18 protein-coding genes are annotated in these 20,792 nt (G+C 75.6%); 9 read left to right on the top strand and 9 right to left on the bottom strand.

The window, feature by feature from the left end; all coding sequences use genetic code 11:
- Positions 1–42 precede the first annotated feature (42 nt).
- Both ACIRPH_RS18580 and ACIRPH_RS18575 read left to right on the top strand, forming a co-directional pair.
- On the top strand, positions 43–309 hold the full coding sequence (locus ACIRPH_RS18580; protein WP_402915885.1) for a DUF2530 domain-containing protein: 267 nt from the start codon (positions 43–45) through the stop codon (positions 307–309).
- A gap of 54 nt (positions 310–363) precedes the next feature.
- The gene (locus ACIRPH_RS18575; RefSeq protein WP_402915883.1) at positions 364–1,860 is read left to right on the top strand and encodes a methyltransferase; all 1,497 of its coding nucleotides are present in this window, start codon (positions 364–366) and stop codon (positions 1,858–1,860) included.
- A 43-nt stretch (positions 1,861–1,903) separates the two neighbouring features.
- Here ACIRPH_RS18575 and ACIRPH_RS18570 read toward each other — a convergent pair whose 3' ends face one another.
- On the bottom strand, positions 1,904–2,542 hold the full coding sequence (locus ACIRPH_RS18570) for an SRPBCC family protein (protein WP_402915881.1): 639 nt from the start codon (positions 2,540–2,542) through the stop codon (positions 1,904–1,906).
- 64 nt (positions 2,543–2,606) lie between these two features.
- Positions 2,607–3,026, bottom strand: coding sequence for a hypothetical protein (locus tag ACIRPH_RS18565; RefSeq protein WP_402915879.1), 420 nt, complete (start codon positions 3,024–3,026; stop codon positions 2,607–2,609).
- Positions 3,027–3,129: 103 nt separating this feature from the next.
- Between ACIRPH_RS18565 and ACIRPH_RS18560 the strand changes: the two genes are divergently transcribed.
- Complete coding sequence (locus ACIRPH_RS18560) at positions 3,130–3,990, top strand: MOSC domain-containing protein (protein WP_402915877.1); 861 nt, start codon at positions 3,130–3,132, stop codon at positions 3,988–3,990.
- 46 nt (positions 3,991–4,036) lie between these two features.
- Here the strand turns inward: ACIRPH_RS18560 and ACIRPH_RS18555 are convergent, their stop codons facing one another.
- The 4 genes from ACIRPH_RS18555 to ACIRPH_RS18540 all read right to left on the bottom strand — a co-directional run bounded on the left by ACIRPH_RS18555 (position 4,037) and on the right by ACIRPH_RS18540 (position 10,116).
- Positions 4,037–7,279 (bottom strand): sacsin N-terminal ATP-binding-like domain-containing protein, encoded by a 3,243-nt coding sequence (locus ACIRPH_RS18555; protein WP_402916022.1) that lies wholly within the window; start codon positions 7,277–7,279, stop codon positions 4,037–4,039.
- Between the two features lie 150 nt (positions 7,280–7,429).
- Entirely contained in the window at positions 7,430–8,185 is a 756-nt protein-coding gene (locus ACIRPH_RS18550; protein WP_267950231.1) for a DUF3027 domain-containing protein, read from the bottom strand.
- Positions 8,186–8,370: 185 nt separating this feature from the next.
- The gene (locus ACIRPH_RS18545) at positions 8,371–8,754 is read right to left on the bottom strand and encodes a cold-shock protein (RefSeq protein WP_402915875.1); all 384 of its coding nucleotides are present in this window, start codon (positions 8,752–8,754) and stop codon (positions 8,371–8,373) included.
- 570 nt (positions 8,755–9,324) lie between these two features.
- Complete coding sequence (locus ACIRPH_RS18540) at positions 9,325–10,116, bottom strand: hypothetical protein (RefSeq protein ID WP_402915873.1); 792 nt, start codon at positions 10,114–10,116, stop codon at positions 9,325–9,327.
- A gap of 165 nt (positions 10,117–10,281) precedes the next feature.
- Here ACIRPH_RS18540 and ACIRPH_RS18535 point away from each other — a divergent pair, with 165 nt between their 5' ends.
- The 6 genes from ACIRPH_RS18535 to ACIRPH_RS18510 all read left to right on the top strand — a co-directional run bounded on the left by ACIRPH_RS18535 (position 10,282) and on the right by ACIRPH_RS18510 (position 16,796).
- Entirely contained in the window at positions 10,282–12,843 is a 2,562-nt protein-coding gene (locus ACIRPH_RS18535; RefSeq protein ID WP_402915871.1) for a helicase-associated domain-containing protein, read from the top strand.
- Positions 12,844–12,894: 51 nt separating this feature from the next.
- Positions 12,895–13,065 carry a hypothetical protein gene (locus ACIRPH_RS18530; protein WP_402915869.1) on the top strand — a complete coding sequence of 57 codons (171 nt, stop codon included), beginning with the start codon at positions 12,895–12,897 and terminating at the stop codon, positions 13,063–13,065.
- A gap of 138 nt (positions 13,066–13,203) precedes the next feature.
- Positions 13,204–13,716, top strand: coding sequence for a hypothetical protein (locus ACIRPH_RS18525; RefSeq protein ID WP_402915867.1), 513 nt, complete (start codon positions 13,204–13,206; stop codon positions 13,714–13,716).
- Positions 13,717–13,850: 134 nt separating this feature from the next.
- Positions 13,851–14,306: a hypothetical protein gene (locus ACIRPH_RS18520; RefSeq protein WP_402915865.1), complete on the top strand. Its 456-nt coding sequence runs from the start codon at positions 13,851–13,853 to the stop codon at positions 14,304–14,306.
- Between the two features lie 150 nt (positions 14,307–14,456).
- Positions 14,457–14,918: a DUF4190 domain-containing protein gene (locus ACIRPH_RS18515; RefSeq protein WP_402915863.1), complete on the top strand. Its 462-nt coding sequence runs from the start codon at positions 14,457–14,459 to the stop codon at positions 14,916–14,918.
- Positions 14,919–15,149: 231 nt separating this feature from the next.
- A complete protein-coding gene (locus ACIRPH_RS18510) occupies positions 15,150–16,796 on the top strand; it encodes a DNA repair helicase XPB (protein WP_402915861.1) in 1,647 nt (548 codons plus the stop codon).
- Positions 16,797–17,090: 294 nt separating this feature from the next.
- Here the strand turns inward: ACIRPH_RS18510 and ACIRPH_RS18505 are convergent, their stop codons facing one another.
- The 3 genes from ACIRPH_RS18505 to ACIRPH_RS18495 are packed head-to-tail and all read right to left on the bottom strand — an operon-like array spanning position 17,091 to position 20,718.
- Entirely contained in the window at positions 17,091–19,469 is a 2,379-nt protein-coding gene (locus tag ACIRPH_RS18505) for an ABC transporter permease (RefSeq protein WP_402915859.1), read from the bottom strand.
- Positions 19,466–20,194 (bottom strand): ABC transporter ATP-binding protein, encoded by a 729-nt coding sequence (locus ACIRPH_RS18500; RefSeq protein WP_402915857.1) that lies wholly within the window; start codon positions 20,192–20,194, stop codon positions 19,466–19,468. The genes ACIRPH_RS18505 and ACIRPH_RS18500 overlap by 4 nt, the downstream gene beginning before the upstream one ends.
- A complete protein-coding gene (locus ACIRPH_RS18495) occupies positions 20,191–20,718 on the bottom strand; it encodes a PadR family transcriptional regulator (RefSeq protein ID WP_402915855.1) in 528 nt (175 codons plus the stop codon). The genes ACIRPH_RS18500 and ACIRPH_RS18495 overlap by 4 nt, the downstream gene beginning before the upstream one ends.
- Between the last annotated feature and the right edge of the window lie 74 nt (positions 20,719–20,792).

Here is a 20,792-nt window from a genome sequence, read left to right as displayed (position 1 = left end):
ACACGCCGCCGCCGACCGCGTGCGAGCGGATAGCCTGGAACCGTGCGCACACCTCGCCGGCCCGATCCCGAAGTCCACGAGAGCGACTACCGCGTGCCCGCCGCCATCGGCACCCTCGCGTGGGCCGTCGCCCTCGTCGTCCTCGTCGCCATGGGCGACTCCCTCCCCCAGGCCGAGCGCTGGTGGATCGGTGTCTGCGCGACCGGCGCCGCCCTCGGCGTTTTCGGCTACCTCTACATCCCGCGCCTGCTCCGCAAGAGGGACGAGTCGGCCGAGCGCGGGGCCTCCCGCTCCCCCGAGCACTCCTGACCCGGCCGGACCGCCTGTCAGCGGGGCACCGCCGTTCTGCCTGATAATGGGCGGGTGTCTGAGACTGAATTCCCGCGCGGCCTCGCCGACCGACTCCGCGGCATCCTCATCGACGCCGACTACACGGTGTCGGGCGTCCGCGACCGGCTCGGCGACGCCGCCGCCCGAGCCCTGGCCCGTGAAGAGCTGGTGCCCGCCCTGCGGGCCACCGGCGGGGAGGAACGGCTCGGGCTGCTGCTGCGCCTGTGGTGGCTCCGGTCGCCCATCCCCGCGCGGGCCGCGCGGGCCGTCCTGCCCGTGGACGAACTGGCCGAGGCGGGGCTCGTCACCGTCGAGGAGGGGCCCCACGGGACCGTCGTCCGCGCCCTGGTCCACCTCGGGCCGTGGGACCTGGAGGACGGCAGGCCCGGATTCGTGGTCTCCGACCCCAAGGTGCGCCCGGGCACCGGAGCCGTCCCCCGCCACGACCACGTGGTCGGCGCGGGCAACGCGTCCGCCACCCTGTCCCAGCTGATCGTCGACGGCCCGGTCGACCGCGCCCTGGACGTCGGCACCGGCTGCGGGGTGCAGGCGCTGCACCTGGCGTCGCGGGCGCGCGAGGTGGTCGCCACCGACCTCAACCCGCGCGCGGTGCGCCTGGCCGGGATCAGCCTGGCCCTGTCCGGGGTCACGGGCGCCCGCCTGGCCCAGGGCTCCCTCTACGAACCGGTCGGGGGCGAGCGGTTCGACCTCATCGTGTCCAACCCCCCGTTCGTGATCACCCCCGACTCCTCCCGGTACACCTACCGGGAGTCCGACCTCCCCGGGGACACGGTCTGCGCCGAGCTGGTGCGGCAGGCCCCCGCGCACCTCACCGAGGGCGGCTGGTGCCAGATCCTCGCGAACTGGGTGCACTCCGACGGCGACGACTGGGAGGACCGCGTCGGCGGCTGGGTGACCGGGACCGGCTGCTCGGGCTGGGTGGTCCAGCGCGACGTGCAGGATCCCGCCCAGTACGTCGAGCTGTGGCTGCGCGACTCGTGCGAGCACGGCACCCCCGAGTACACGCGCCGCTACGACGCCTGGCTGGACTACTTCGAGCGCGAGGGCATCAAGGGCATCGGGTTCGGGTGGATCAGCCTGCGCAACGACGTCGCCCAGGACGCGACGGTGCGCGTGGAGGAGCTGCGGCACGACATCGAGCAGCCGGTCGGCCCGTACCTGCCCGACGTCGTGGACGGGGCGATGACGGCGCTGCGGCTCACCGACGCCGCCCTGCTGTCGGCGCACGTCGCGCTCGCTCCCGGTGTGGTGGAGGAGCGGGTGGGCAGGCCGGGCGCCCCCGACCCGGAGAAGATCGTGCTGCGCCAGCAGAACGGGCTGCGCAGGGTCGCCCGCGTGGGGACCGTCGAGGCGGCCCTGGCCGGGGTGTGCGACGGCACCATGCCCGTGGGCCCGCTCCTGGACGCCATCGCCCAGCTCATCGGCGAGGACCAGGCGGTCGTGCGGGAGCGGACGCCGGAGGCGCTGCGCACGCTCATCTCGGAGGGGTTCTTCCGGGTCGCCCGCTGATCCGCCGTCCGCCCGCGCGCAGGGTCGCCCCGGCCCGGCGGCCTCAGGCCGGACCCTCCTCCGGCGGCGCCGTGTAGAAGTCGATCGTCCGGTCCGCCGCGGCCTCGGCCCGGTCCGGGTCCTCCCCGGACTCGGCGTGCGCCGTCGCCCAGCGGCGTCCGCTCAGCTCCGTGAACCGCCGCGCGTCCTCCGAGCCCGCCCACTCCCCGGCCTCCGGCGGGACGCCCGCCCCGTGGAGCAGGTGCAGGGTCAGGCCGAACAGCCCCAGGTCCCACCCGATCCCCCCGGCCCCGGGGCCGTACCGCTCCCAGAACTCGTCGAGCGGCGCGGTGTGGGACAGCTCGAACCGCGAGCGGGTGGCGGTCTCCGCGGTCAGGCGGACCTCCACCTCGCTGCTCTCGCCGCCGTACTCCCAGGTGACCCGGAAGGAGTGCGGCGGGTCGCAGGCCAGGACGCGCCCTCCGGCGTTGCCCTCCAGCTGGTAGGCGCCGCCCTCCCGGAGGTCGCCGGCGACCGGCAGGAACCAGCGCGGGATGCGCTCCGGGCTGGTGCAGGCGTCCCACAGGTCCTCGATCGGGACCTCGTAGGCGCGGCTGACCGTGACGGTGCCCTCGGCGCCCGAACCGGTCCGCCGGACACCGACCGACCGGCCGACCGCGTCGATCTCGTGCTCGATGTCCATCGTGCTCCTCCTCGGTGTGGACGCCATGGCCCCCCGTCCGGGGCCCGCGCGGTCGCCGGAGGGGTCACCCCTCCCCCGTGGGGACCACCTCACCCGTACCCCGCTCGACGCCGTCCTCCACCAGGGCGAACCCGGGGTCGTCCACCGGGACCGCGACCTCGGAGCCGCACTCCAGCACGATCGTGTGGGTCTCCCCCGGCGGGAACTCCCGCAGCTCGACCGGCAGGTGGGCGCCGCACTCGACGGCCGGTCCCCCGTTCCCGAACTCGATCTCGGGCCGGTACCCGGAGAAGAACGGGGTCCGGCGCCCGTCCTCGCCGTCGTACATGGTGAGCTCCACGGTGATCCGCTCGCCCGGGGCGAAGACGTACTCCGTCGGCTCGGCCTCCGCGGTGGCGGCGGGCGGGCCCTGCGCCTCCCCGCCGCCGCAGCCGGCGGCGAGCAGCAGGGCGCCCAGGGCGAGGAACGAGGGGGTGGCGCGCATGGGGAGTCCCGTCGGGGTCGGAGGGCGGGGCGGGGGAAGAGGAGGCTACCCGGTCCGGGCCTCCCCCGGGGGCCGCGGGCCGGCCGGGCGGTAGCGTCTGCCCATGGCCCGAATCTCCGAACTCGTCCACTACCCCGTCAAGGGGTGCGCCGGGACCTCCCTGCGCTCCGCCCTCATGACCCCCGCCGGGATCACCCACGACCGCACGTTCATGGTGGTCGACGGCGGCGGCGGTTTCCGCAGCCAGCGCAACGACCCGCGGCTGGCGCGCGTGCGCGCCGGGATCTCCGGCGACGGGTCCCGCCTGCGGCTGGACACGGACGGGTTCGGTCCCGTCGACGTCGAGGTCGACCCCGGGGGACCCCGGCTGGACGTCGTCCTGCACAGGAAGCCGTTCGTGGGCGTGGACCAGGGGGACGAGGTCTCCGGGTGGCTGACCGAGGTGCTGGGCGCGCCGAGCCGCCTGGTGCGGGTGCCCGACGACCACGCACGCCTGACCGGGGGGAGGACCCCCGGCACCAGCGGGTTCGCGGACAGCACGGCGGTCCTGATGGCGTCCGCGTCCTCCCTGGACCTGCTCGGCGCGCGCATCCTGGAGCGCGGCGCCGAGCCCGTGCCGATCGACCGGTTCCGGCCCAACGTCGTCGTGTCGGGGTGGGAGGAGCCGCACACCGAGGACCGGGTGCGCTCCGTCCGTCTGGGGGACGCCGAGCTGGGCTACGCCAAGGTGTGCATCCGCTGCGTGGGGACGACGGTGGACCAGGCGCGGGGCGAGAGGAGCGGCCCGGAGCCGCTGCGGACCCTGGCGGGCTACCGGCGCGCGGACGGCGGCGGGGTGTCCTTCGGCTCCATGTTCGCCGTCACCCGGCCGGGGAGCCTGGCGGTGGGCGACGCGGTCGAGGTCCTGGAGTGGGGGGAGCCGGAAGAGGGGCTGGGCGAGCGCCTGGCCGAGGTCCTGGCCTGACGCGGCCCCCGGGGTCGCCGGGGGCCGCGTCCCGCCCGGGGCCGCGCTACTCCAGGTCGGCCTCGGCGAGGAGCCGGGCGGCGGCGGTCGGGTCGCGCAGGGCGGCCGCGACCAGGTGCCGGCGGGACCACTGCCCGGCGCGCCAGCACAGGGCCCGTGCCAGGCCGTCGGTGGTGGACGCGTGCGCGGTGCCGTCGCCGACGTACCACTCCAGGTCGACGCCGTCCACGGTGAGCGTCCGGTGGTGCATGTAGGTGCGGTCCGGCTCCCCGGCGGGGTCCAGGAACAGGTCGGCCTCTCCGGGGACCGGGCGGACCTCGCCGACCGACCCGACCTTCCCGGTGACCGTCTCGCTCGCCAGGTCCAGGTCGAGCACGTCGGCCAGGGCCTCGGCGGAGTCGTCCGGGGCCAGGACCAGCGGACGGTCCTCCAGCAGCGGCAGCAGGTCCGGGGAGTCCACGACCACGGTCTCCTCCGCGTCGGCCACCACGATCGCGCCGCCGCGCACCGCCCGCACGCGGGAGGGCGGGGTCACCAGCTCCGCGTCCACGAGGGCGAGCGCGGTCCACACCAGGCGGAGCGAGGCGCGGTCCACGTGGCGGTCGGGGTCCGCCAGGCGGGCGAGCAGGTCGTCCGGCCCGTCCGGGTCGGTGATCAGGTCGGCGAGGGTGGCGCGTACCCCCAGCGCTCGGGCGAACTCGGGGTCGACGTCGGCCGGGACCTCGTCGTACAGGCCGGTCAGGGACGGGTCTGCGTCGGCGGTGCGCAGCTCGACCGGCGCGCTGCCGCCCAGCAGCGCCCGGGTCCGGAGCCACCACGCCGTGTACGAGGGCGCGTCCACCACGCGGCCGTCGGGCATGAGCAGGCGCGCGGGCTCGGTCACGGCCTCGCGCAGCGGGCCCCGGGAGAGCATCGCCAGGGCCTGCGGCCAGCTGTCGTCCGCGACGCAGTCGAGGTCGGCGACGACCACGAGCTCGGGCACGACCGGGGGCAGCTCGGGGTCGCCGACGCGTTCGAGGACCTCGTCGGCCCAGTCCTCCAGGCCGTCCGGGCCGTCCTCGCCGGCGGCGCCGTCGAACTCCGCGACCAGGTCCTCCCCCAGCGCGGCCTCCTCGACACGGACCACGCCGAGTTCCCAGAGCGCGCCGACCGCGCGCAGGACGTCGGTCCCGTGGCGTTCGACGAGGTCCTCGTGGACGGTGCCGAAGGGGGCGTCGTCGACGAGCAGGTCCGCGAGCGGAGCGCCGGGGACGAGGAGCTCGGCGGCGACCGAGTAGCCGTCCTCGTCGTCGCGCAGGGCGAGTTCGGCCAGCCAGGGGGCGTCGGCGACGGTCGTTCCGGAGGCCGCGACGAGGTCGAGGACGGCCTCGGCGATCGGGTCGGGGTCGTCGGCGTCGAGGGAGTCGCGGACGGCCGCCTCGGTCCGGGGGTCGGACAGGACGGTGGCCGCGCCGGCCTCCACCGCGCCCAGGCGGCGCAGGAGCGGGTCGACGGCCTCGGGGTGGACCACGCGCACGCCGAGCGCCGCGAGGGTCTGCGCGGAGATCCCGTGGCCCCCTGCGCCGCCGTCCCCGGCCCAGTCCTCCCCGGGGAGGAGCAGGGAGCGGGGACCGCGCACGAGGCGGCCGTCCGCCAGGGGCACCGGGAGGGAGCCGAGCTCGTCGAGGTCGGCTCCGCCGCTCCCGGCGGTGTCCAGGGCGGCGTAGAGCGAGGCCCACCAGCGCGGCGGCCGGTCGGTGTCCGCGAGCAGGTCGGCCACGTCGGCCAGGCCCAGGCGGTGGACGCGCAGGGCGGCGAGCGCCGGGTGGCGCGGACTCCACGAGCCGGGGAGCAGCTGGGGGACGAGTTCGGCGAGGACGGCCGCCAGGTCCGCGGCGCCGCCCGACCCGCCGGTGTCGAGCAGGGCCGCGTCGCGCGGGGCGACGGGCGCCCCGGAGGCGGTGGTCAGGAACGCGGTGTCCCGGAGGGGTTCGGCGACGCGTGCGCGGAAGAGGGCGTCGACGGCGCCGCCCCCCACGCGGGTGCCGGGTACGAGGTCGAGGGCGGCCCGGCCGTCGAACCGGCGCAGGAGCGCGCAGTAGGCGTGGGCCGCCTCCCCGAGCAGCAGGTCGGTGGCGGCTCCGGGTTGGACGCCGCGCCGGTCGCTGCCGAGCGGGAAGCTCCCGATGAGGACGGCGGGGAGGTCGAGCTCCGTGTCGGTGGGGGTGGGCGCGTGGACGACGTTCTCGACGTCGGCGGGCAGTGCGGCGACGGAGCCGTCGGGGGCCACGGGGACGGCCCAGGTCAGCGACCAGGAGGTGCGGTCGCGCTCCTCCGTGGGACGGTCCGCCAGCAGGGAGGCGTCGAACTCGCCCGTGCGGCTGAGGACCCGCCACAGGGTGGTGCGCGTGCCCTCGGCGTCCCGGCGGCCGGTGACGAGGTCGGCGACGCCGGTCCCCGCCACGGGTGTGGCCGAAGTGGTTGTGGTGACTGGAGCGGCCTGTGATGCGAGCGGGGTCGCGTCGGCGGTCCCGGGCGGCACGGTCGTGCCCGGGTCGTCCTGGTCCGCCGGGACCTCCTGCCGGGTGAGGACGTGCTCCTCGCCGTCCACGTCCACCCGGACCTCCGCGAGGCCGGGCAGGGCGAGCAGCAGGGCCTCGCCGGTGCGGCCGAGGAGCTCGCGCACGCGCAGGCGGACCTGGTCGTCGCGGAGCAGGAGGGTGACGACGGTGTCGTAGTCCCCCGGGGCCGCCGCCCGCGCGGGGAAGGGCAGCCGCAGCATGGGCACGTGCCCGGAGCGGCGCCCCACCTCGTCCGCCAGGTCGGCGTGGGCCCCGCCCCCGGCCAGCAGCTCCGCGACGGCCCCGCGCGCGGCCTCGGCGCTGAAGCGGACCGCCGCGCCGCCGGAGTCGACGGTGACGTCGTCGCTGAGCGCCGCCACCGCGGAGAAGCCGACGCCGAAGCGCCCGGTCGCGCCCTGTTCGCCGCGCTTGGTGGAGGCGCGCAGGGTCGCCAGCGACTCGACCCCCTCCGGGGTCAGCGGCGAGCCCGTGTTCTCGGCGGTCAGCCGGAGGCCGTCCAGCGCCAGGCGCAGCTTTCCGGGGACCCCCGCCCTGCGCGCCGCGTCGGCGGCGTTCTGGGCGAGTTCGACCACGACGCGGTCGCGGTAGCCGCCGAGGGCGAAGTCCTCCTCGGCGTTGGCGTCCTCCCGGAACCTGGCCGGGGCGTCGGCCCACGCCGCGAGGACGCGTCGGCGCAGTTCGGCGGTGTTGTAGGGGTCGACCGCCGAAGCGGTCACCGGCTCGGCCATGGTGGGTTCCTCCTGCGCTGCGGGCACGACCCGGCACGGTGCACCCGGGGCGAGGGTGGGTGCGGTAGAAAAACCCTAGCCCACCGGGACGGGGGGCCAGGGTCCGACAGCGCGGCGGGGCGTGCTTTCTCCGGGGGAGGGCACGGCCCGTCAGGATTCGGAGGAGACGAGCTCCAGCTCGGCGGTGTCGTCGAAGACGATGTGGTCGTAGCCCATCTCGTCGACGACCGGGCCGCTGGGGCCGGCCTGCGGCTCGGGGCGGCGCACCTCGGAGTGGGCGCCGCAGCCGTGGTCCATGGAGACCACCCGGCCGTCGTCGGGCGCGTACTCGTTGGTGCACACGCCGAACATCTGGCGCAGCTCACCGGCGAGCGGGGTCATGAAGCCGCAGGTGATGCAGCGGTCGGGGGCGGCCGCGGCGATCGGGCTGCGCGGTCCGGCCTCGCCGTTGTACCAGCGCTCGGCGGCCTGCTCGCGCCCGACCTCGGAGAGGACCTGGCGCCGGCCCAGCCCCAGCTCCCAGACCATCTGCTGGTCCACGCCCTCGGCGTCCAGCTCGCTGTCGGGCACCTGGGCGTAGCCGGGGATGAGGCGCTCGTCGTCCTCCTCCGTGGGCAGGAGGTCGCCGACGCCGAGGTCGCCGGGGAGCAGCCGCTCCTTCCAGGGCAGCCATTCGGGCGCCACGAGGGCGCCCTCGCCGGGGAGCAGAACGACCTCGTTGACCGTGACGTCCTTGGCGCGCGAGGCGCGGACGACGGTGACCGCGTAGTTCCACCCCGGATAGGCGGGGTCGAGGCAGGTGAAGTAGTGGGTGACCAGGCGCGTGTCCTCGACCTGGGGGGTGAGCGCGTCACCCACCCATTCGGGTCGCCCGGCCTCGGCGGCCACCGAGCGGGCCAACTCCACCGCGTCGACACAGGCCTTGTCCGGTACAGGAGAACGTCGAGAAGGGCTCACGTTCCCCATTCTCACTGATCGCGAGCACCGATTTGACCATAACGCGGGTCAAGGTTCGCCCGATACATCCTCTTGATCAAGTCTTGTGGTGTCGGAGGGGCCCTCCCGGGGACGGGCGGAAGGGCCCGCGGCGGTCAGGCCTCCAGGTCGTCGGCCACCACGCGCAGCACGGAGGAGATCCGCGCGGCCTCCCGGCGCTCCGGGTGGCGGCCCCTGCGGTAGCCGGTGGAGAGGCCCTCCAGGAGCTTGATGAGGTCCTCGGTGAGGGCGACCATCTCGTCGGGCGACTTGCGGCGGGCCCTGGCGACGGAGGGCTGGGCGTCCAGGAGCACGACCTGGAGCGCCTGGGCGCCCTTGCGGCCGTCCGCGACGCCGAACTCGACCCGCTGCCCGGGGCGCAGCGGCGCGGCGCCCGGGGGCAGGGACGAGGAGTGCACGAAGACCTCACCGCCGTCGTCGCGCGTGAGGAATCCGAAACCCTTGTCGCCGTCGTACCACTTGACCTTGCCGGTGGGCACGTAGAGACCTCGCGCTTTCGCTGGCGGGCCCCGGGGCAGGGGGCGGCAAAGGCACACAGGTGCCCCGGCCCGCCCGTCCGTCCCGGGCTCCCGTGGTTTCCATGGGCCCACCAGGTTAGTGTGGAAGGGCATCCGGACGCGAGGGCATAATTCCCCGCCCCGGGGACGGGAGTAACTCCCCGCCGAACAAGGAATGGCTCCCCGGGAACGGAAACGAGGCCCGGATACGGCTCATCCGGGCCTCGTGCGGTGCTGGCGGCCCCCACCGCTGGGTGCGGAGTGTGGGACGGGACTCGGCGGTGAAGCGGGCCGCCTCGACCGAAGTGGCGCCCGAACTGGCCGTCGGGCCACCGTTACCGATACGACCGCCGCGAAGCGAAAACGGCGGTGCAGTGACATGCCTACCCGAATCCGTGGCCTAGGACTCGTAGTAACGGGCGGACCGTAAAAGGTTATTCCCCAGCGTTTGCCAAGCAATGACCAGCCGGAACGGCGCGACCGCGTTCCCGCCCCGCCCCGGAGAACGCGGGAAGGAACGGCCGGGGCCGAAAGCCCGCGTCGGCCGGGGCGTCATTCCCGCGCCCGGCGCTCCTCCGCGTCGGCGGAGCGGCGCGCCCTCGGGTACAGGTACACGACGGCCGCCAGGGAGCCCACGGCGAGGCCGACGACGCCCGTGGCGGCCAGGGAGTCCTGGACGTACTGGTCGACGAACTCGGCCTCCCCCGGCCACAGGGCCATCCCGACCAGGCAGGCCACCAGGGGCAGGCCGACGCCGACCCACTTGTCCACGGCGCTCCACACCTGGCTGAGCACGACGAGCGCGGCGCCGAGCACCCACAGGTAGGCGAGGTTCAGCGACCACGGCACCGTGAGCAGCATCAGGCCCAGGGCGGCCGCCTCCGCGGGGTGCCGGCGCACCAGCGCCACCGCCCCGGGCGGACCGCTCCGGCCCCCGGGGGCGCGGGCGGCGCGTTCCGCGCGGTCCGCGCGGCGGCCGGTGACGTGGATGTCCGTCTGCCGGGGGCCCTCCACGAGGGACATCAGCCCGCGGCTGGGGCCGCCCCGCCACGGCGGCGGCGGCCGGTCGGCGTGGCGCGGCCTGGGCGGGATCAGCTCCGCGTCCTCGATGTCGAGGTCGCGTCCGGCGATCTCGCGTTCCACCAGGTCCTCCGGGCTGCCGAGGCCCCTGAGGATCCCCCTCACGGCCTCGGGGCCGCCCTCCGCCGCCGCGCGGCGCGCGTCGATCCGCGAGCGGAGCTCCGAGAGGAAGGCGGTGCGCTCCCTCGCCGACATGCGACCGTGCAGGACCAGGCCGACCTCGGACAGATAGTCCAGTACCAGTTGTTCCGAGCGCTGGGTCATGACTCCAATATTGGCCGACAACGACCTGGCATTTAACCCCCCTGCGCAATTTCGGTCACCGAATCGTCTTCGGATACGGTCTCACCCTCGGTGACGGGTGGTGACAACGGGGAACCGCCGGGACTCACGCGAACACGGGACCCGGCATCGCTTAGCGTGGACCCGATGACCGAGAACGCAGCACCCGACGAGCACGTGCCGGGCGGGGGGAGCCCCGCGGCCCCCGCCCCGGGCCGTCCCCCCACCTTCACCTCCTGGTTGCGCAGCCGGTCGGACGGGGAGCTCGCCGCCCTGCTGGCCGCACGGCCCGACCTGGCACAGCCGGTCCCGGCCGACATCGGCGCGCTCGCGGCCCGCGCGACCAGCCGCAACGCGGTCCTGAGGGTCCTCGAACGCCTGGACCGGTTCACCCTCCAGGTGCTGGAGGCCGTCATCGCGCTCGGCGACGACCGGCTGTCCGAACCGGTGGGCGTCCAGACCGTGGAACTGGCCGAGGCGCTGGGCACGCTCCCCCTGCCCGGCCCGGCGGGCGGCGGAGCGGCCTCCGGGCGCCAGGGGTCCGCGACGGAGGACGGCGCCGCCGGAGACCCCCTCGCCGACGCCCTGGACACCCTGCTCGAACTGGCCCTGGTCTGGCCCGACAGGGGCAGGATCCGCCCCGTCCAGGTGCTGCGCGACCTGATCCCCCACCCGGCGCAGCTCGGGCCGCCGGCGCGCGTGCTCCTCGCCGGCCTTCCGCACGGCGCCGCCGCGCGGCTCGCCCGCGACCTGGTCCCCGACAGCACCGCGCACACGCCCGTCGAGGCGGTCGCGACGCTCCTGGCCGACCCCGGCCGCGTCCTGGGGCTCATCGGGCAGGCCGGCCCGCAGGCGCGCAGGCTGCTCGACGGGATGGCGTGGGGTCCCCCCAACGGGACCGTCTCCGACGCCCGCCGCGAGGTCACCCTCGCCGGCGCCTCCTCCCCCGTCGAGACGCTGATCGCCCGGGCGCTGCTCCTCCCCAGCGGGGACGACACCCTCACCCTGCCGCGCGAGGCCGCCCTGGCCCTCCGCTCGGGGCTGCTGTTCCGCGAGGTCACCACCGAGCCGCCGCCGTTCGAGGGCACCCCGAACCCCGGCGAGGCCGTCACCCGGGCGGCGGCCGGGCAGGCGTTCACGGTGCTGCGGGCGATCGAGGAACTGCTCGAACGCTGGTCGCAGGAGCCGGCCGCCGTGCTCCGCAACGGCGGTCTGGGGGTGCGCGACCTCCGCCGCGCGGCCCAGGCGATGGACACCGACGAGACCACCGCCGCCCTGTTCGTGGAGGTCGCCCACGCCGCCGGGCTGCTCGGCGCCGACGACCGCGTCGAGGGCGAGTGGCTGCCCACCCGCGCGTACGACGTGTGGCGGGAGACCCCGCCCGAGCGCCGCTGGCTGCGGCTCGCCTCCGCGTGGCTGGACTCCGACCGGGTCGCGTCCCTCAACGGGTCGCGCGACTCCGGCGGCCGGGTGCGCAACGTGCTCGGGGCCGGGCTGGTCCGGCCCGCGGCCCCCCAGGCCCGCCGCGACCTGCTGGGCGAGATGGCCACCGCCCCGCCCGGGTTCGCCCCGCTGCCCGGGTCGCTGGCCTCGCGCCTGTCGTGGCGCCGCCCGCGCCGCCAGTCGCCCGTCTACGCCGAACTGGTGGAGATCGCCGCCGCGGAGGCCGCCGCGCTCGGGCTGACCGGGCGCGGGGCGCTGGCCGAGCACACCCGCCCCCTGCTGGAGGGGGAGGACGACGCCGCCGCGAGGGTGCTCGCGGCGGAGATGCCGAAGCCGCTGGACTACGTGCTGGTGCAGGGCGACCTGACGGCGGTGGCCCCCGGCCCCCTCGTCACCGGCCTCGCCCGCGACCTCGCGCTGGTCGCGGACGTGGAGTCCACCGGCGGCGCCACCGTGTACCGCTTCACGGAGGAGTCCGTGCGCCGCGCCCTGGACGCGGGTCAGGGCGTCGCCGACATCACCGCCCTGCTCGAACGCCACTCGCGCACCCCCCTTCCGCAGGCGCTGCGCTACCTGGTGTCGGACGTGGGGCGCCGGCACGGACGGCTGCGGGCCGGGTCGGCCTCCGGCTACCTGCGCTGCGACGAGCCCGCCCTGCTGGAGGAGCTGCTCGGGGACCGCCGGGCCCAGGACCTGGGGCTGTTCCGGCTGGCCCCCACCGTGGTGGCGAGCCGCTCCAACCGGGCCGCGCTCATGGAGCGGCTGCGCCAGCTCGGCTACCACCCGGTGCCCGAGAGCGGCGACGGGTCCATGCGGCTGAGCCGCCCCGAGGCGCGGCGGTCCGACCCGGCGGACGCCCCGCCGCCGCCCGGGGGGTCGTTCCGGGAGACGGCGCGCGCCGCCGTGCGGGCGGTGCGGGCCGGGGACGAGGCGTCCAACGCGGCGCGCACGCCGATCCCCCTCCCGGAGGACGGGCCGCCCGGGTCGAGGAACGCGGCGGTGCTGGAGGCGCTCACCCGGGCGGCGAAGGACGGCCGACGGGTGTGGATCGGCTACACGGACACGGACGGACGGCAGGTGAGCCGGATCGTGGAGCCCTCGGGGGTGGACGGGGGCTTCCTCACCGCCTACGACGCCACGCGCGCGTCCGTGCACCGGTTCGCCGTGCACCGGGTGAACGCCGTCGCCGAGCTGGACGGGCCGGAGCCCGAGGGCGGGGACGGCGTCCCCGGCGGCGACCGGCGAGGGGCGGCGGAGCCGCACTAGATCGTCGATGGGAGATCCCTGAACCCGCTGCGGGCATGACGAGGGGCGTCGGTGATCTGGACGCCGAGGAGCCGGCTCGGCCCGGAGCGCCGTGCCGCGCGCACCGCCGAGGGGCTCCGGGTGCGGGTGTGCCGGCGCGTCTGCGCGCTCAACGCGGCGATCTGGCACGACTGGCTGGTGGGCGTCCCGGTCAAGCGGTCGTCGGTGGCCCACGACCGCTGACGGGGGCACACATTTCCCGTCAACGATCTAGTGTGTCCGGTGGGCCCCGCCCGTCGCGCAGCGGGGAGGGCGCCCGCCGGGCACGCCCTCTAGTGTGGGTGCGAGCCGGTCCGCCCACCGACAGCGAGAGACACCCCCATGAGCGACACATCGCTGCCCCCCGGGGCATCGTCCCCCCGCGACCACGGACGCGACGACGACCGCGACGGCGGCCGTGGGCGGAGCCGCGGTGCGGGGCGCCGGGAGCCCCGCGGCGGCGGTCCGGACGACCGCGCCGCCCGGGACCGCCCCCGCGCCGACGAACCGGACGAGCGGGAGGGGTGGGACGAGCGCGACGACGCCCGCGAGGGGTCCCGGACGCCGCTCCCCGGCGGTGCCAGCAGCTCGACGATGGCCCTGATCCTGCACGCGCTCACGTTCCTGTGCTGCGCGAACTGGCTGTTCGGGGTCGCCGGGATCGTGTTCGCGGTGCGCGCCGCCCACGCGCGCGACCGGGGCCGCCCCGTCCAGGCGGAGACGCTCACCCGCTACTCCTGGTACTGCCTGGGCGCCGCCGGGGTGATGTTCTTCGTGATGCTCGTGCTGACGTTCGTGATGTTCACCCAGGCGGGCTCGTGGATCCAGGGGATCGTCCCGGTGACCAACTACTGACCGGTGTTTGACGAACCGTGCCGCCGGACGCCGGGTCCGCGCGCGGCGGGCTGGGTATGCGGCAGTATGGGACGGCCGCGAGGGCGGCTCGGCGACGACGGCCCCTGCGGCCGACGGGAGGCGGACGAGCGGTGATGAGCGGCCAGGGCGGACCCAAGGCCTTCTGGGAGCGCGAACAGGGCTCCACGCTCGGCTCCGTGCGGCCGCCGGACGCGAGTGGCCCGCGGACCGCGCACCCCTCGCGTCCGGCGGCCGGCGGGTCGTTCGGCCACCGCCCCGGGCCCCACACCGGAGTCGGCCCCACGGGTCCCCCGGCCCGGCTGGGGGGAGCGGTCGCGGCCCTGGTGGCGGCGCTGCTCAGCCTGGTGGTGCCCGTCCTGGGGCTGTACCTGGGCATGTGGTTCTTCCTCCTCGTGGCGAACCTGCCCGGCATCGGTTTCGGGGTCATGGCGGTCAGGCGCTACCCGGACGCGGCCGAGGTCGAGCGCCACCTCCGGTACGCGTGGGCGTGCAATTTCGCCTACGCCGCGCTGTCGGTGGTGTTCTTCATCCCGCTCATGCTCCTGGCGGTGGTGATCCTCAGCGTCTGACCGGGCCCCGCCGGTCCGGGCGGGCCGGTCGCGCGGAACGGGCCCCGTCCCCGGCCTCTGACCGGGCCCCGGGCACCGCCCCGCGACCCCGCCGTCCCCCGCGGCTCCCACCCCTCCCCCACACACCGACACCTCCCGGAGATCACGACCTTGAGCGAGAACTGGCAGTCCGGTCCCGGCGACCCCTACGGCAGCCCCTCCGCAGGACAGCCCCACCCGCAGGGCCTCCCCTACGGCAGCCCCTATCCGCAGCCGCCCGGCGGCTACGGCGACCCCGCGGGGTACCCGCCGCCCCCGGGCGGCTACGGCGACCCCGCCGCCGAGCCCGTGCACCACCTGGAGCCGTACGGCGCTCCGTACCAGGAGGCCCCGCCCAACCAGACGAGCGCCATCGCCGCCCTGGTGGTGTCGATCCTCCTCGTGGTGACCTGCTGCGGGTTCCTGGGCGTCGTCGGCCTCGTGTTCTCGGCGCTCTCCCTCACGGAGAAGGTCGACCGGGAGAAGGCGCGGCGGCACCTCCGCTACGCCTGGATCTCCAACGGGGTCATCCTGGCGATCATGGTCGTCCTCGCGTGCCTGATCGGCTTCGCCATCGCCACCTCCGAGACCTGACCCCGCACGGGCCGCGCCGGTGCGGCGGGCGCGGGCGCGGGCCCCTGGCCCCCGGGGGCCAGGACTCGACGGCGCCCGGACAGCGGCGGACACGGACGCCCCGCCCCCGGAGGACGCCGTTCCGGCGGCCGGGCACGGGGCCGGGCGGGCATTTCGGCGGCAGGGCATGATCAGGGGCCCGGACGCGTTGCACCTGAGGCCGCCCCCCGCCCCGCGAGATTGAAGGTCCGTGTGTCCTGCCTGATCGTCCAGTCCGACAAGACGCTCCTGCTGGAGGTCGACCACGAGCTCGCCGGCGAGTGCCGCCGAGCCATCGCGCCCTTCGCCGAACTGGAGCGCGCGCCCGAGCACGTGCACACCTACCGGATCACTCCGCTGGCGCTGTGGAACTCGCGCGCCGCCGGACACGACGCCGAGCAGGTCGTGGACGCGCTGATCCGCTTCTCCAGGTTCCCGGTGCCGCACTCCCTGCTGGTGGACATCGCCGAGACCATGCAGCGCTACGGGCGCCTGCGCATCGTCGGCGACCCCGTGCGCGGGCTGGTCCTGGAGTCCTCGGACAGGGCCGTCCTGGAGGAGGTCGTCCGGGCCAAGAAGCTCAAGGGCATGCTCGGCGAGCGGCTGGACGAGGACTCGGTGGCCGTGCACCCCAGCGAGCGCGGCAACCTCAAGCAGGCGCTGCTGAAGATCGGCTGGCCCGCGGAGGACCTGGCCGGGTACGTGGACGGCGAGGCGCACGCCATCGGCCTGGACCAGGACGGCTGGGAGCTGCGCGGCTACCAGAAGGAGGCCGCGGAGAGCTTCCACGCGGGCGGCTCCGGCGTCGTCGTGCTGCCGTGCGGCGCGGGCAAGACCGTGGTGGGCGCGGCGGCGATGGCGCTCACCGGGGCGACCACCCTCATCCTCGTGACGAACACCGTCTCGGTCCACCAGTGGAAGACGGAGCTGCTGAGGCGCACGTCCCTCACCGAGGACGAGATCGGCGAGTACTCGGGGACGCGCAAGGAGATCCGGCCGGTCACGATCGCGACCTACCAGGTGATGGCCGCCAGGCGCAAGGGCGTGTACACGCACCTGGAGCTGTTCGACGCCCGCGACTGGGGGCTCGTGGTCTACGACGAGGTCCACCTGCTGCCGGCGCCGATCTTCCGGATGACGGCGGGCCTCCAGGCCCGGCGCCGCCTGGGGCTCACCGCGACGCTGGTGCGGGAGGACGGCCGGGAGGGCGACGTGTTCTCGCTCATCGGCCCCAAGCGCTACGACGCCCCGTGGAAGGACATGGAGAACCAGGGGTGGATCGCCCCCGCGGACTGCGTGGAGGTCCGGGTGGACCTGTCGGAGTCCGAGCGCCTGGCCTACGCGACCGCCGAGCCCGAGGACCGCTACCGGTTCTGCGCCTCCTCCGAGACGAAGACCTCGGTGGTGCGGCAGATCGTGGAGCGCCACCCGGAGGAGCAGGTGCTGGTCATCGGCTCCTACATCGACCAGCTGGACGAGCTGGGCGCCTCCCTGGGCGCCCCCGTGATCAAGGGCGAGACCAGGAACAAGGAGCGCGAGAGGCTGTTCGACGCCTTCCGCTCCGGCGAGCTGCGCACGCTGGTGGTGTCCAAGGTCGCGAACTTCTCCATCGACCTGCCCGAGGCGGGCGTGGCGGTGCAGGTGTCCGGCTCCTTCGGGTCCCGGCAGGAGGAGGCCCAGCGCCTGGGACGGGTCCTGCGGCCCAAGACCGACGGACGCGCGGCGCGCTTCTACGCGGTGGTCGCCAGGGACACCCTCGACCAGGACTACGCCGCGCACCGCCAGCGCTTCCTGGCCGAGCAGGGGTACGCGTACCGGATCACCGATGCGTCGGACCTGCTGTCCGGCGAGGAGATCTAGGGGAGGGGCCGGGGCCGGACGGGCCCTCCGCCGATGACGTGGGCCCACCCCCGGTGGCAGTGAGCGCCCCTGCCCCCGGTGAGCTCGTACCCATAGCCGGTCCCGACGCCGAACCCCGCCAGGAGTACGGAATCACGGCAGAGGGGGGCGGGAGGGGCCCTCGCCTCCGGGGACGGGAGGGGCCCTCGCCTCCGGGGGCGGGAGGGGACCCGCCCCCGGGAGCAGGGGCCGGGCCCGGGCGGCGGGCCCCGGTCCTCCGTCACCGGGGACCCGCGGCGCCCGGCCGGGCCCCGCTCACTCCGAGCGCAGGCCCTCCGGGCGCATGGTCCGCAGCAGCGCGGGCACCGCGAGCAGGGTGGTCAGGGCCGCCACGCCCACGCCGGCGCCCGCGATGACGAGGGTCTCCACCGGGATGAAGCGCACGGGGAGCCCGGCCACCCTCTGGACCATGACCCCGAGGGCGGTCCCGGCCGCCGTGGCCAGCACGATGCCCAGGAGCACGGGCAGCGTGGTCTGCCACACCACCGAGGCCACCAGCGTCCTCCGCCGGGTGCCGAACGCGGTGAGCACCGCGTGCACCCGCCGGCGCTCCCGGACCTGCTCGACCGTGCCCACCACCAGCCCGGCGGCGATCACCGTCAGGCAGGCCAGGGCTCCGGCCACGAGCGCGTCACGGATGTCGGCCATGGCCGGGTTGACCACGGTGGTGATCGGGACGTCCAGGCGCGAGGTCGGGTCCAGGTACCCGACGGTGTGCCTGAGGCCCTCCTCCATGCCGGGGACGGCCGGGTCGGCCCTGATCCAGACCGTGCTCCGGACGGCGATCCCCTCGGGCGCCGCGGCGGCCTCCGGGGTGGCGAGGACGACGTCCCGCGCCGTCAGCCCTAGCGCGCTCCAGGGGTGTTCGACCAGATCCCCCTCGAAACCGGAGACCGGGGGCAGCACCCAGGGGGTCTCCGTCGCGTCCTCCCTCGGGCGGACCATGAGGGTGTCGCCGGCCTCCAGCCCGGGCAGCGCGCTGAAGACGTCCCCGGGGGAGCAGGCGGGCAGGTCGGCCATCTGCCGCAGGACCTCGCAGTCGGCGATCCGGACCGTGACGCCGGTACCGTCGCCGGTGGCGCCCCACACCGTACGGAAGGCCGCGGTCTCCTCCACGCCGGGCACCCGCGCCACGGTCCCGGCGGGGTCGTCGTCGGCGGGGGGCATCCACAGGTCCGCCTGGAGCTGGAACCGGGACGGACCGAACTCGCTCTCCTCGTACGCCTCCTGGGCGGTGTCCGCGAGGGTCACCGACGCATCGGCCCAGGCGTTCGCGAACAGGCTCTGCAGCGCGATGGCCCCCGCGACGGTCACCACGATGCCGCTGACCGCCCGGGTGGGACCGCCGCCCGCCGCGGCCAGCCGGCGCTGCGCGAGCTGGAGCGAGAGGGGGCCGCCCGAGGCGCGTCGGAACAGCCGGTCCACCAGCCAGGGCAGCACGGCGGTCGTGCCGAACAGCGCGGCCAGGAGCCCGATCGCCGTCATCGGCAGTCCCCCGACCCCGTCCAGGCCCAGGCGCTCCGCCGTCTGCAGGTCCATGCTCAGCCAGATCAGGGCCACGCCGAGCACCAGGAGCAGCAGACGCCACCACACCCTGGGGCGCGGCCGTTCGGCGCGGCGCACGGTGCCGAGCGGTTCGACCACGACCCCGCGCAGGGAGGCGAGCACCACCCACAGGGCGAGCAGCGGAACCCCGCCGAACACCAGCGCGCCGAGCACGGGGTGCGGTGCCACGTCCCCGGCGTACAGACCGGGCCCCACCCCCACCGCCTCCACGATCGGACGCCCGGCGAGGAAGAGCACCGCCCCGAGCACCAGGCCGAGCCCGACACCGGGAAGGGTCTCCCCGGCCGCGACGCGCCGGACGGCCCGGCGGTCGGCCCCCATGAGCCGCAGCGCGGCCAGGCGGCGCTCACGCCGTTCACCGCCGAAGCGCACCGCCGCGCCGAGGAAGACCACGACGGGGGTGAGCATGACGACCACGCCCACCATGCCGAGGAGCACGACGACCGGCCCCCGCACGACGGGGCCCGGCTCCCCTCCGAACTCGGTGATCCGGATGCCGGCGTTCTCCACGGCCAGGTCCTCGCTGCCGAGGTAGTAGGCCAGTTCGTGCGGTCCCCGAAGCCCTTCGGGGCCGATCTCCCCGACGACGGGGTGGTCGAACCGGCTCCGGAGGGCCTCTGTGCCCGGGGCGTCGAGCAGGTCGGCCAGCGCGGGGGAGAGGAGGAGCTCGCCCGGCCCGGGGATCTCGGCCACGCCGGGCGGGAGCGGGGGATCGGACCCCTCGGCCCGGAGGAGCCTCCCGTGGACCTCCTGCCCCTCGTGGACGGTGGTGGCGATGCCGATCAGCAGGGTGTCGTCGCCCGCCGGGGGCGCGGGGTGGGGGGCCACCTGGTGGTCCATGCGGGCCGCGTTCCGCTCGGACAGGTGGTCCAGGGCGGTCGGCAGCCCGGCGGCCAGGAGCAGCCCGGCGGTGGCCGCGCCGACCCCGATCGCGGTGAGGACGGTCCGGAGGACGACCTCCCGGCCGCCGCGCAGGGCGAGCTGCGCGCCCAGCAGGAGTTCGCCGAGGGGGGACGGGCGGTCGCGTTCCGGACCGGTTCCGGCGGGGGCTCGGTCCCGGGGGCTCATCCCGGCCCCCCGACGTCGAGGGTGCGGCCGTCCCGGCAGACGACCTCGCGGTCGGCGTAGGCGGCCACCCGGGCCTCGTGCGTCACCACGACCACGGCGGCCCCGGACTCCCGGGCCGCCTCGGTGAGCATGCGGATCACCCGTTCCCCGTTCAGGGAGTCGAGGGCGCCCGTGGGTTCGTCGGCGAACACCACCCGGGGGCGGGTGACGAGGGCGCGGGCCACCGCGACCCTCTGGCCCTGGCCGCCCGAGCACTCGCCGGGGGTCTTGTGCGCGAGTTCGCCCACGTCCAGCCGGTCCAGCCACTCGGCTGCGTCGTGCTCGGCCCGGCGGCGGGACCGCCCGCCGAGCCGCAGGGGGAGCGCGACGTTCTCCAGGCAGGAGAGTTCGGGGACGAGCTGGCCGAACTGGAACAGGAAGCCGAACTCCGAGCGGCGCAGCGCGCTGAGCCGGGTGTCCGAGGCGGCGGCCAGGTCCTGGCCGTCGTACTCGATGGACCCGGCGTCCGGCCGCACCACGCCGGCGAGGCAGTGCAGGAGGGTGGACTTCCCCGAGCCGGAGGGGCCCATGACGGCGACGACCTCGCCGGGGTACAGGACGAGGGAGGCGTCCTCCAGGGCCCGGGTGAGGCCGAAGGACTTGCGCAGGCCGGAGCCGGTGAGCAGGGGGGCGCCGGGGTCCTCGGGGAGGCGGCCGGGAAGGGCGCGGGAGGCGGGTCGGCTCATCTGCCGCGCACCTCGTCGGCGAGGTCGTTCAGCCGGGCGGCGGTCAGTTCCAGCCACCGCAGGTCGGCTTCCAGGTGGAACAGGGCGTGGTCGCAGATGAGCTGGTCGGACAGGTCTCCGCCGGTCTTGCGGCGGGTGAGTTCGCGCATCCGGCGCAGGTGCTCGGCGCGCTGGACGTCGAGGATCCCGTCGGCCGAACGGCCGGTGAGCAGGGCGAGCACGACCTTGGTGTACAGGGTGCTCTGGAGGTAGGGATCGGGGTTCTCCGGTGTGGCGAGCCACTGTTCGACGTCGGTGACCCCGGAGTCGGTCACGGTGTAGCGCTTGCGCTCGGGGCCCGCGCCGGCTTCGACCGCCTCCACCTCCACCAGCCCGTGCTTGAGCAGGCGGGAGAGGGTGGCGTACACCTGCCCGTAGGCGAGCGGCCGTTGGCCGGCGAAGCGCTCGTCGTAGGCCCGTTTGAGGTCGTATCCGTGCTGGGAGCGTGTTTCGAGCAGCCCCAGGAATGTCTGGCCGAGAGTCATGCCGGCGACTATACACGCCGCGTATACTCGCTTTGTATAGCTGGGCCGCCAGACAGGTCGGCGGGAGCGGGCGG

Origin of the sequence: Nocardiopsis sp. NPDC101807 (assembly GCF_044766605.1) — a bacterium.
GTDB lineage: Bacteria > Actinomycetota > Actinomycetes > Streptosporangiales > Streptosporangiaceae > Nocardiopsis > Nocardiopsis tropica.
This window is presented reverse-complemented; position numbering and strand designations above follow the sequence as displayed.